We start from the raw sequence: 12142 nt of genomic DNA, 5'->3' as shown, positions 1-12142 counted from the left end.
TTGGACTGTCCGGCCCGCCGGACGGACGTGCTGCCCAGAGTTGAGCAGCACGTCCGGTCCGGCGCCGCTTAGGTTGCGGCGAACGCCGGCCTTCGGAGCGGGGAGCGCATGAACGAGCAGACCGCCATCCCGGACCGCGTGGAGATCGTCCTGGACCTCCTGTCGGGCGTGCTGCCGGCCGGGGTCACAGCGGACGCCGACACGGCCCTGGGCGACCTGGGACTCGGTTCCCTCGCCGCCGCGCGGCTGCTGCTGGAGGTCGGCGCCGCGTTCGGCACCGAGCTGCCGACCGACGCGCTGCGCCGCTGCGCCACCGCCCGGGAGCTGGCCGAGCTGGCCGCCCACGCCGCGCCCGCCGGCGCGGGGCTGCGTCCCGACGTACGCCCCGAGCCCGGGCGGCGGCACGAACCGTTCCCGCTCACCCCGCTCCAGGAGGGGTACCTGCTGGCCAAGGCGACCGGTCTGCCCGGCTGCCACCTCTACCGCGAGTACGACCTCCCCGACCTGGACGTGGACCGCCTGCGCGCGGCGTGGGGGCGGCTCGTCGGGCACCACGAGGCGCTGCGGCTCGTGCTGACCCCCGACGGGCGCCAGCGGGTGGCCGAGCGGCCGCCGGACTGGACCATGCCGGTCGGCGACGACGCCGAGGACGTACGCCGGCGCCTCTCCCACCACTCCTACGGCCCGGCCGACGAGCCGTTGTGGACGGTCGAGGTGTCCCGGGCCCCGGACGGCGGCGGCGTGCTGCACCTCAGCGTCGACGCGGCGATCGTCGACGGCGCCGGGCTGGAGCTGCTCGTCGGTCAGCTCCGGGCGCTCCACGACGACCCCGGGCGCGAGCTGCCCGCCCCCGGCGCCGGCCTGCGGGACCTCGGCGTGGCCCTCGCCGCCCACCGCGACGGCGACGGCTACCGCGCCGGCCTGGAGTACTGGGCCGACGCGCTGCGCGACCTGCCGCCCGGACCCGCCCTGCCCACCTCCGGCGTGGAGCCCGGCCCGGTGCGGGTGCCGTACACGGCGGCGCTGACGCGACGCGAGTGGGCCGCGGTGACCGCGTACGCGGGCGATCTCGGCGTCTCGCCGACCGCTGTGGTGCTCACCGCCTTCACCGAGGCACTGCGGCGGGCCGGCGCCGACGCGGCGTTCTCGCTCGTGCTGACCACGAACAGCCGGCTCTGGCTGCCCGCCGAGGCGACGGGTGTGCCCGGGCCGTTCACCTCGACCACCGTGTTCGTCGCCGAGGCGACGACCGGGCGGCCGTTCGCCGAGGCCGCCCGGGCGGTCCACGACCGGCTGCGCCGCGACCTCGAGCACGCCGACGTGCCCGGTGTGGCCGCGCTCCGTGAGCTGCGGTCCCGCCGGCTGCCGGTCCCGGCGCAGCTGCCGGTGGTGTTCACCAGCCTGCTCGACGTGGGCGGGACCGGCGCCGACGGCCGGTACGCGGTCAGCCAGACCACTGGCGTCACGCTCGACGCGCAGATCGGCGAGCGCGACGGCGAACTGCGCGTGCGGTGGGACGTCGCGGAGGACGCCTTCGGCCCCGGCGTGGTCGCCGCGACCTTCGCCTGGTTCGTCAACACGCTGCGCTGGCTACGGCCCGTCCCCGACGACGCCGGCCGGCCCCTGAACGACCTCCAGCAGGCGTACTTCGTGGCCCGGACCGCGGGCGGCACCGGCCCGTGGAGCGGCTGCCAGGTGGTGCACGCCTTCGCCGTCGACCGGCTCGACCTGCCCCGGCTGGAGGCGGCCTGGCTGGGTCTGCTCGCCGCGCACGAGCCGCTGCGGACCGTCGTCACTTCGGACGGACGGCTGGTCACCTGCGACGACGTGCCGGACCGGTGGCACATCCCGGTGACCGGGCCGGACGAAGCGGGCGGCGTGCCGTCGCCCGGCGCGGTGCAGCGGGACATGGTGGGCCGGGCCTTCCCGCTCGGCCGGCTCCCCCAGGGTGAGCTGCGCGTCCAGGTGGACGAGGCAGGCGGGGCCACCGTGCACGTGGCGCTGGACCTGCTGGTGGCCGACGGCCGAAGCATCCACCTGCTGCTGCGCGAGCTGATGCGCCGCTACGCCGAGCCGGGCACGCCGGTGGCCGGGCCGCCCCGCGCACCGCAGGCGGCACCGGACCCGCACGCCCGCCGGTACTGGCAGGACCGCCTGGCCGACCTTCCGCCCGGCCCGCCGGTCGAGGCGCGCACCGGGCCACGGCGGCGGCGTACCGCCCGGCTGCCGGGCTGGACGCGGATCCGGCGGCTGGCACGGGAACGCGGCCTCGCCCTCGACGCGCTGCTCATGGCCGCGCTCACCACAGCGATCGGCACCTGCCACCGCGACCGCTTCGCGGTGCCGCTGGTGCGCTGGACGCCGCGGTCCGAGCCGTTCCGGCCCGCCGAGCTGACCGCGCTGAGCTGGCTGGCCGCCGGCGAACCGGGCGAGGGCCTGCTCGACCTCGCCGGGCGCTACGACCGGCAGATCACCGCCGACGCGGCGGCGGACGGCGCCTCGGGCCTGGCCGAGCTGCGGCGGCTGGTGCTGCGGCGGATGCGCGACGGCGGCGCCGGGTACCCGGTCGTGTGCACCGGGCTGCTCGAACTCGGCGACGTGCCGCTGCCGGACGGCGTGACAGCCGGCCCGTGGCTGACGTGCACGCCCGACGTGGCGCTGGACTGCATCGCGATCGACGAGGGCGACGACACGCTGCGGCTGTTCTGGGACGCCACCGAGGGTGCGATCGGCGACGACGACCTGGACCGGATCTTCGACGCGTACCGGTCGGCGCTGGCCGAACTGGCCGACCTCAGCGACGTCGTGTACGGGTGGAACGACACCGCCGTCGAGTTCCCGCACACCGGGCCGGTGCACCTGCTGTTCGAGGCCCAGGCCCGGACCCGGCCCGAGGCGGTGGCCGTACGCGGGCGCGGCGGGACCACGTCCTTCGGTGAGCTGAACGCGGTGGCGAACCGGATCGCGGTCCGGCTGCGCGCCGCGGGCGTCGGCGCCGGGTCCGTGGTCGGGATCAGCGTCGCCCGGGGGCCGCTCATGGTCGCCGCCGTGTACGGCGTGCTCAAGGCCGGTGGCGCCTACCTGCCGGTGGAGCCGTCGCTGCCGCCGGCGCGGGCCGCGCTGATGCTCGCCGACGCGGGCGCGGTCGCGCTCGTCACGACGAGCGACCTGGACCTGCCGGCGCCGGGACGGCCGGACGGGATCGCCGTGGTCCACGCCGACCGGGTGGGTTCCGCAGCCGTGCCGGATCCGGAGCCGTGCACCGGCGAGGACGACCTCGCGTACGTCATCTTCACCTCCGGCAGCACCGGCCGGCCCAAGGGTGTCGCGGTCACCCACCGGGCCGTGCACAACCTCCTGCACTGGGCGCGCCGGACGTTCCGCTTCGGACCCGAGGACACCGGGCTGTGCGTGACCTCGCTCGGCTTCGACCTGTCCGTGTTCGACATCCTCGGGCTGCTCGGCTACGGCGCCTCGATCTACGTCGCCGACTCCGAGCAGCAGAAGGACCCGGCGCTGCTGCTGGACGTCCTGCTGCGGGAGCCGGTCACGTTCTGGAACTCCGCGCCGACCACCCTGGCGCACGTCGTACCGCTGACCGCCGCGCACCGCGGCCGGCCCGGCACGACCGACCTGCGGCTGGTGTTCCTCAGCGGTGACCACACGCCGCTGTCCCTGCCCGACGAGCTGCGGGCCTGTTTCACCGCCGCCGAGATCGTCAACCTCGGCGGGGCGACCGAGGCCACCGTGTGGTCGAACTGGTACCGCGTCGGGACCGTCGAGCCCGGGTGGCGCAGCATCCCCTACGGCCGGCCGATCGACAACGCCCGCTACTACGTCCTGGACGACGACCGGCGCCCGTGCCGGCCCGGCGTCGAGGGCGACCTCTACATCGCCGGGGAGGTGCTCAGCGCCGGTTACCACAACCGGCCGGACCTCACCGAGGACCGGTTCGTGCCGTGCCCGTTCGGGCCGCCCGGCGACCGGATGTACCGAACCGGCGACCGGGCGGCGTTCCTGCCGGACGGCAACCTGACCTTCCTGGGCCGGGCCGACCACCAGGTGAAGATCCGCGGGTTCCGGGTCGAACTCGGCGAGATCGAGCACCGGCTGCGCGGCCATCCGGGCGTCAAGGACGCGGTGGTGGTGGCCCGTGAGGAGGGCGGCGAACGCAAGCTGGTGGCGTACCTGCTGTCCTCCGGTGGCGCCGCACCGGCCGTCCGCGACCTGCGGGCCTTCGCCGCCGAGACGCTGCCCGACTACATGGTGCCGAGCCATCTGGCCGTGCTGGAGCAGTTCCCCGCCACCGACAACGGCAAGCTGGACCGCGCCCGGCTGCCGTGGCCGCTGCCGCCGGTCCCACCGCCGGTCGGGCCGCCGGTCGGGCCGCCGGACCCGCCGGGACCGGCGGACGCTCCGCACGAGCCCGGTGTCCGTCAGGTGCTCACGGAACTGTTCGGCGAACTGCTCGGCGAGACCGTCGACCCCGCGGCCGACCTGTGGGACCAGGGTGCCACGTCGTTCACCATGGTCCAGGTCTCGGCCCGGCTGCACGAGCGTCTCGGCACGCGGGTGCCGGTGGCGGCGCTGCTGGAGAACCCGACGATCGACGGCATCGCCGCGCACCTGTCGCCCGGCACGCCCGCGCCCGTACCCGCGGACCCGTCCCCGGCCGTCGCGCCGCCGCCGCGGACGGTCGACGTGCTCTCCCCCACCGAACGGTCCGCCTTCGCCGCGGCCCGGCTCGACCTGCGCGACGACGGCGAGGCCGTGCCGCTGCCCGGGGAGCGCCCCGCGCCACGGCGGTACCGGCGACGGGCCTCGCGCCGCGACTTCCTCGACCGGCCCGTGCCGCTGTCCACTGTGGCGGACCTGCTGAGCCTGCTGCGTCCACTGTCCGACGGCGACCGGACGCGGCGGCTGTACCCGTCGGCCGGCGACACCTACGGCGTGCAGGTCTACGTCCACGTGCCCGGCGACCGGGTCACCGGGCTGCCGGCCGGCGTCTACTACCACCACCCCGACGAACACACGCTGCGCCGCATCGGCGACGGATCGGCCCTGGACCGCACCGCGCACTTCGTCTACAACCGGCCGGTGTACGACCGGGCCGCGTTCCAGCTCCTCCTCGTCGGGCAGGCGCGGGCGATCCGCCCGCTCTACGGCGACGACGCCGACCGGTACCTCGCGCTGGAGGCCGGCTACCTCGGCCAGGTGCTGATGGGCGCCCAGGCCGACCACGGGCTGGGGCTGTGCCCGGTCGGCGCGGTCGCCGAGGCGCCGGTCCGCGCCGCGTTGCGGCTGGACGACGGCCACGTGTTCCAGCAGGCGTTCCTGTGCGGTCCGGTGACGCGCGACGACGAGGCCGAGACGCCCGGCACCCCCGCCGCCGGTCCGCCGTCCGTCGCCGGGCCGGGCGAGATCGCCGTGGTCGGGGTGGCCGGCCGCTACCCCGGCGCGGACGACGTCGGTGCGCTCTGGCGCAACCTCGACGCCGGCCACTGCGCGATCACGCCGCCCCCGCCCGGGCGGGGCTCCGGACCGGCCGGCGGCTACCTGTCCGGCCTGGAGACGTTCGACAGCATGGCCTTCGGGATCGCGCCGGCCGAGGCCGCCGTCCTCGACCCGCAGGTACGCGTACTGCTCGAAGTGGTGTGGGCGTGCCTGGAGGACGCCGGCCACACCCCGGCGTCCCTCGGCCGGGTCGGTGTCTTCGTCGGTGTGATGTGGCACGACCACCGCCTCGCCGGCACCGACCGGTGGCGCGACGGCGACCCGGCCCGGATCTCTGGCACCGGCTCCGAGATCGCCAACCGGATCTCCCACACCTTCGACTTCCGCGGCCCGAGCGTCGCCGTGGACACCTCCTGTTCCTCCGCGCTCACCGCCCTGCGCCAGGCGGCCGAGAGCCTCGACCGGGGCGACTGCGACGCCGCTGTGGTCGGCGCGGTCAACCTGCTGGCGCACCCGTACCACGTGGCGGTGCTGCGCGGGCTGGGCCTGGTCGCCGAGACGCCGCACCCGGCACTGGACGCCGCCGCCGCCGGCTGGTCGCCCGGCGAGGGCGCCGGCGCCCTGCTGCTGCGCCGGCTCGGCGACGCGCGCCGGGACCGCGACCGCGTCGACGCCGTGGTGGAGAGCACCTGGGTGGGGCACAGCGGCGCGACGAGCCGCTTCGGCACGCCCGACGCGGCCACCCTCGCCGGGTCGCTCGCCGAGGCGGTGAGCCGGGCCGGGCTCACCCCCGCCGACATCGGATACGTCGAGTGCGCGGCCTCCGGCGCCGCCCTGTCCGACGCCGCCGAGATCGAGGCCGTGGGCCGGTTCCTGGCCGCCGCCGCGCCCGGTCCCGAGGGGGTACGCGTGCCGATCGGCACCCTCAAGCCGAACCTGGGCCACGCGGAGGCCGCGTCCGGGCTCGCGCAGTTGACCAAGGTGCTCCTCCAGTTGCGGCACCGCCGGCTCGTACCGACCCTGCTGGCGGAGACGCCCCACCCGCTCGTCGACCTCGACGCGCTGCCGGTGCGGTTCGTGCGCCGGCCCGAGCCGTGGACCGGCGTCCCGCTGCGCGCGCTCGTCACCGCGGTCGGCGCCACCGGCACTGTGGGGCACGTGGTGCTGCGGTCCGACGAGGAGGAGCGATGAGCAACCAGTGGATCAAGGGCCCGGCCGACCGGGACGCCCCGATGCTGCTGTACTGCGTTCCGCACGCCGGGGGCGGCGGCTCGTTCTTCCGGCCGTGGCGCGCCGCGCTGGAGCCGTACCTGGGCGTCTGCCCGGTCGTGCTGCCCGGCCGGGAGTCCCGCCTGCGGGAGCCGCCGTACACCAGCATCGACCACCTCGTGCCCCCGCTGGCCGCCGCGATCAGCGCGCACGCGGACCGCCCGTACGCGTTGTTCGGCCACAGCATGGGCGCGGTGGTCGCCTACGAGACCGCCCGGCGGCTGTCCGCCGGTCCGGGCGGCGGCCCGGCACGGCTGTTCGTCTCCGGCCGGCGCGCGCCGCACCTGCCCGCCCGCCGGCCGGACCGGCACACGCTCGGCGCGGACGAGTTCCTGCCCGCGGTCGCGGCGCTCGGTGGCACGCCGGACGAGGTGCTGCGCCGGCACGACCTGATGGCGTTGTTCCTGCCGGGGCTGCGCGCCGACTTCGCGGTCAACGAGACGTACCGGCAGTTGCCCGGCCCGCCGCTGCGCTGTCCCGTGTCGGCGTTCACCGGCGACGCCGACCCGGAGGTCGACGTGGTGGAGATGCGCTCCTGGGCCGACGTCACGGCGGCCGGCTTCAGCCTGCGCGTGTTCAGCGGCGGGCACTTCTACCTGGCCGGCCCGCCCGCCGAGCTGGCCGAGGCGCTGCTGGCCGATCTCGCCGTGCGGTCCTGAGGCGGTCCGGAGACGGTCCTGAGGCGGTCCGGAGACGACGGAACGGGACGGGCCTCTCGCCCGTCCCGTTCCCGTTTCTCCGCGCTCAGGCCGGCAGTGAGGCCACGACCTCCTGCGTCGCCTGGAGCAGGATCCGCGCCATCGTGCGCAGCTCCTCCTCGGTCATCACCAGCGGCGGCACGATCACGATGGTGTCGCTCGGCGCCGAGTGGATGATCATGCCGAGTTCCCGGCACCGCTCGGTGATGCGCGTCGCGACGCCCAGCTCCATCGGGAACGGCTCGCGCGTCTCCACGTCGGCCACCAGCTCGACGGCGGCCAGCAGGCCGCACTGCCGGACGTCGCCGACGTGCGCCACGCTGCGGAACTTGTCCAGTTCCTCGGCCAGGACCACGGCCTGCGCCTGGCCGTGCCGGATCAGGTCGTCCTTCTCGAACAGGTCCAGGCTCGCCAGCGCCACGGCGACGGCGAGCGGGTTGCCGGAGAACGTGTGCCCGGACAGCAGCATCTTGCCGTCACCGCGGAACGCGTCGAACACCTCCGCCGACGCCATCGTCGCCGTCAACGGCATGTACCCACCGGTCAGGCCCTTGCCGACGCAGAGGATGTCGGGCGACACGCCGTCGGCCTGGCAGGCGAACATCGGGCCGGTACGGCCGAAGCCCACACCCAGCTCGTCGGCGATGAGCAGGACGCCGTACCGGCGGGCGATCTCGGCGACCCGGGCCAGGTGACCGTCGCGCGCCACGATCATGCCGCTGACGTTCTGCACGCGCGGCTCCACGAGCACGGCGGCGACCTCGTCGCCCTCACGCTCCAGCACCTCCTCCAGCGTGTCCGCGCAGGCAAGGTTGCAGTTGTTGTTGCACAACCCGCAGCGGTACGCGTACGGCTGGGCGAACGAGCTGGTCTCGCGCAGCAGCGGCTGGTAGAAGTTCTTCAGGATCGTCATCTGGCCCACCGACAGCGCGCCGATGGTGTCGCCGTGGAAGGCCCCGCCCATGGACACGAACTTGTTGCGCTGCGGCGATCCCTTGAAGACCCAGTAGGAGTACGCCATCTTCATCGCCGTCTCCACGGCGCTGGAGCCGGACTCCAGGAACAGCACCTTGTCGATGCCCTCCGGGGCGAGCCGGACCAGCCGGTCGGCGAGTTCCGCCGCGCCCGGGTGGGTCATGCCGTAGAGCGTGGTGTGCGCGATCTTCGCCGCCTGCGCGGCCAGCGCCTCGTTCAGTTCCCGACGTTGGTGGCCGTGGATGTTCACGCCCAGCGAGGAGCCCGCGTCGAGATAGCGGTTGCCGTCGCTGTCCACCAGGTAGACACCCTCGCCGTGGGTGATCACCAGGGGCTTGGCGTTGAGGTAGGCGTCGGTGGGGGTGTACGGGTGCCACACGCGCTGCTGGTCCAGCGTGCGCAGGCGTTCGGTCTCCGTGGTTTCGAGGTCCATGCGTCGGCGCTCCGTCATCGAAGGGAACCAGGACAACAGCACGCAGTCCACCGGAAGAGGGCCGGTGACGTCTGCGCAGTAGTGCGCAGGGTGGCCGGTGCTCAACTCTGAGCAGAGGTGTCGCCATGGCCCGGAAATGCTCATCCGGAGCCGGCGCCGACCGGTGCGGCCGAACGCTGGAGAGGGGACGCCGACGTGACGACCTCCGAACAACCGGACCTGATGTCACCAGCCGCACGGGAGACGGCCTACGACACCTACGCCGCCCTCCGCGACACCAACCCGGTCTCCCGGGTTCGGATGCCCACCGGCCAGGACGTCTGGCTGGTCACCGGCTACGACGAGTGCACCAGCTTCCTCACCGACTACCACCGGTTCAAGACCAGTCCGACAGTGATGCCCGAGGGCATGGAGGCGCCGGCGCTGCCCGAGGCTGTGGTACGGCTGCTCGGCGGCAGCATGGGCAGCGTCGACCCGCCCGAGCACACGCGGCAGCGCCGGCTGGTGCAGCAGGCGTTCACGCCGCAGTACGTCGAACGGCTGCGCCCCGGCGTCCAGCAGATCACCGACCAGCTGGTCGACGGGCTGCTCGAACGCGAGGGACGGACCTTCGACCTGGTCGAGGACTTCGCGGTGCCGCTGCCGCTCACCGTCATGTCCGACATGCTCGGCATCCCCCGCGCCGACCGGGACCGGTTCCGGCTCTGGTCGGAGCTGCTGCTGTCGCTGGATCCGACCTCCGCGCAGTCCGCGCCGCAGGGCATGAGCCCGGCCGAGGTGATGGCGGAGATCGAGGAGTTCGTGCGCTACCTGGACGCGCTGATCCAGCGCAAGCGCGCCGAGCCCGGCGACGACCTGATCTCCGGGATGGCCCTGGCCGAGGCCGACGGCGAGCGGATGAGCGACGACGAGCTGCTGAAGATGGTGGCGCTGCTCGTGGTCGGCGGTCTCGGCACCACGCAGCACCTGATCGGCAACATGGTCCTGGCGCTGTTCCGCAACCCCGAGCAGTTGCAGCTGCTGCGCGACAAGCCCGAGCTGGCGCCGGGCGCCGTCGAGGAGATGCTGCGCTACCACGGCCCGATCGAGATCAGCTTCCCGCGGTTCGCCGCCGAGGACACCGAGATCGGCGGCGTGCCGATCAGCCGCGGCGAGATGGTCATCGGGGTCCTCGCGGCCGCCGACCGCGATCCGGGCCGCTACCCGGAGCCGGACCGGCTCGACATCGAACGGACCGCCAACCGGCACCTCGCCTTCGGCCGGGGCGCCCACATGTGCCTGGGCGCGCCGCTGGCCCGCGTCGAGGGGCAGGTCGCCATCACCACGCTGCTCGCCCGGATGCCCGACCTGCGCCCGGCGGAGAGCCTCGACGAGACGCCCTGGCGGCCCGGGCTCACGCTGCGCGGGCTGACCGCGCTCACGGTCGAGTTCTGACCGGGCCGGCGCGACCGGCTCCCACTGCGGTTCGGCCGGCCGGCCGGTGAGCATCCGACCGAACCGCAGAGGGAGGAGACGACGTGGCGAACGCCATCGTCGCTGACGGGCTACGCAGACAGTTCGACAAGGTGACCGCGCTGGACGGCCTGGACCTGGTGGTGCCGGAGGGCACCATCACCGGGATCCTCGGGCCGAACGGCGCGGGCAAGAGCACCGCCGTCCGGCTGCTCACCACACTGCTCGCCCCGACCGGCGGCCGGGCCGAGGTGGCCGGGTTCGACGTGGTCACCCAGGCCGCCGAGGTACGCCGGGTGATCAGCCTGTCCGGGCAGCACGCCGCCGTCGACGAGAACCTCTCCGGGTTCGAGAACCTGGAGATGCTGGGCCGGCTGCTGCACCTGGGCGCCCGGCAGAGCCGGCAGCGGGCCGACGAGCTGCTGCAACGCTTCGACCTCGTGGACGCCGCCGGACGCCGGGCGAAGGAGTACTCCGGTGGCATGCGGCGGCGCCTCGACCTGGCCGCCGCGCTGATCCGTACCCCCCGGGTGCTGTTCCTGGACGAGCCGACCACCGGCCTGGACACCCGGAGCCGGACGGCGCTCTGGGACACCATCGGCGAGCTGGTCTCCGGCGGCATGACGCTGCTGCTGACCACGCAGTACCTCGAGGAGGCCGACCGGCTGGCCGACCAGATCGTGGTGATCGACCACGGCCGGGTGGTCGCCGGCGGCACGCCGGACGAGCTGAAGCGGCGGGTCTCCGGCACCAGCCTGGAGATCACGGTCGGGCCGGACGCCGACCTGACCGCCGCGCAGGCGGTACTCACCTCGCTCGGCACCGGTCCGGCCAGCGTCGACGAGACAGCCGGCCGGATCTCCGTGCCGGCCGGGGACGGGGTGGACACGCTCCTGGCCGGCGCGCGGCTGCTGCGCCAGGCCGGCATACCGGTCCGGGACGCCGCGCTGCGCACGGCGACGCTGGACGACGTCTTCCTCGCCCTCACCGGCGGCCCCGGCCGGGGCACAGGCGACGAGCCCGTCAAGGAGACCGTGGAGGAGAAGCAGTGAACGCCGTCGTACTGGCCTTCGGTGAGGGCGTCGTCGTCGCGAAGCGCAACCTGCGGATGATCCTGCGCGTACCCGAGATGCTGCTCAACGCCGCCATCGCGCCGGCGATGATGACGCTGCTGTTCGGCTTCATCGTCGGCGGCGCGATCGACGCGCAGGGGGTGCCGTACCGCGAGTACCTGCTCGGCGGCATCTTCGTGCAGGCGGTCCTCTTCGGTGCCGTCAACACCGGCACCGCGATCGCCGCCGACCTGCGCAACGGCATCGTCGACCGGCTGATGTCGATGCCCATCTCCCGGTCCGCAGTGCTCGTCGGCCGCACCACGAGCGACCTGGTGAACAGCGGGGTGGTCATCACCGTCACCGCGCTGCTCGGCCTGGTCGTCGGGTGGCGCAGCCGCACGTCGCTGCCCGAGGCGGCGCTGGGTTTTCTGATCCTGCTGGCGTTCGCGTACGCGCTGTCGTGGCTGATGGCAGTGGTGGGGCTGGCGTCCCGGGCGCCGGAGGCGGTCAGCAGCACCGGCTTCACCATCGCCATCCCGCTGGGCTTCCTGTCCAACGCCTACGTGCCGATCGACTCCATGCCGGGCGTCCTGCAACCGGTCGCCGAGTGGAACCCGGTCTCGGCGATCGTCCAGGCGGTCCGGGTCCAGTTCGGCAACGTCGACCCGTCCACCGCGCCGGACGTCTGGCCGCTGCAACACCCGGTCGCCGCCTCCGGGCTGTGGATCGGCGCTCTGCTGGCCCTGTCGATCCCCCTGGCGATCGCCCAGTTCCGCAGGTCCGCCGGGCGCTGAGGCGCCTCGCAG

At 74.4% G+C, this 12142-nt stretch carries 6 protein-coding genes; 5 read left to right on the top strand and 1 reads right to left on the bottom strand.

The window, feature by feature from the left end; genetic code table 11:
* Nucleotides 1-108 precede the first annotated feature (108 nt).
* Together FHX31_RS10815 and FHX31_RS10810 are read left to right on the top strand one after the other, a co-directional pair.
* The gene (locus FHX31_RS10815; RefSeq protein WP_184975930.1) at nt 109-6645 is read left to right on the top strand and encodes a non-ribosomal peptide synthetase; all 6537 of its coding nucleotides are present in this window, start codon (nt 109-111) and stop codon (nt 6643-6645) included.
* Nucleotides 6642-7382 (top strand): thioesterase II family protein, encoded by a 741-nt coding sequence (locus FHX31_RS10810; RefSeq protein WP_091326844.1) that lies wholly within the window; start codon nt 6642-6644, stop codon nt 7380-7382. The genes FHX31_RS10815 and FHX31_RS10810 overlap by 4 nt, the downstream gene beginning before the upstream one ends.
* 85 nt (nt 7383-7467) lie before the next feature.
* On the opposite strand, the gene bioA is transcribed toward FHX31_RS10810, so the two are convergent.
* Entirely contained in the window at nt 7468-8829 is a 1362-nt protein-coding gene (gene bioA, locus FHX31_RS10805; protein ID WP_013287033.1) for an adenosylmethionine--8-amino-7-oxononanoate transaminase, read from the bottom strand.
* A 195-nt stretch (nt 8830-9024) separates the two neighbouring features.
* On the opposite strand from bioA, the gene FHX31_RS10800 reads away from it, so the two are divergent.
* The 3 genes from FHX31_RS10800 (at nt 9025) to FHX31_RS10790 (ending at nt 12130) form a co-directional block, all read left to right on the top strand.
* Nucleotides 9025-10263: a cytochrome P450 family protein gene (locus tag FHX31_RS10800; protein WP_013287034.1), complete on the top strand. Its 1239-nt coding sequence runs from the start codon at nt 9025-9027 to the stop codon at nt 10261-10263.
* An 83-nt stretch (nt 10264-10346) separates the two neighbouring features.
* Complete coding sequence (locus tag FHX31_RS10795) at nt 10347-11333, top strand: ATP-binding cassette domain-containing protein (protein ID WP_184975926.1); 987 nt, start codon at nt 10347-10349, stop codon at nt 11331-11333.
* Entirely contained in the window at nt 11330-12130 is an 801-nt protein-coding gene (locus tag FHX31_RS10790) for an ABC transporter permease (RefSeq protein ID WP_013287036.1), read from the top strand. The genes FHX31_RS10795 and FHX31_RS10790 overlap by 4 nt, the downstream gene beginning before the upstream one ends.
* The last annotated feature ends 12 nt before the right edge of the window (nt 12131-12142 follow it).

Source organism: Micromonospora sp. CNZ286 (assembly GCF_014207755.1).
The sequence above is the reverse complement of the archived record's forward strand: the minus strand, read 5'-3'. Positions and strand labels throughout refer to the sequence as shown.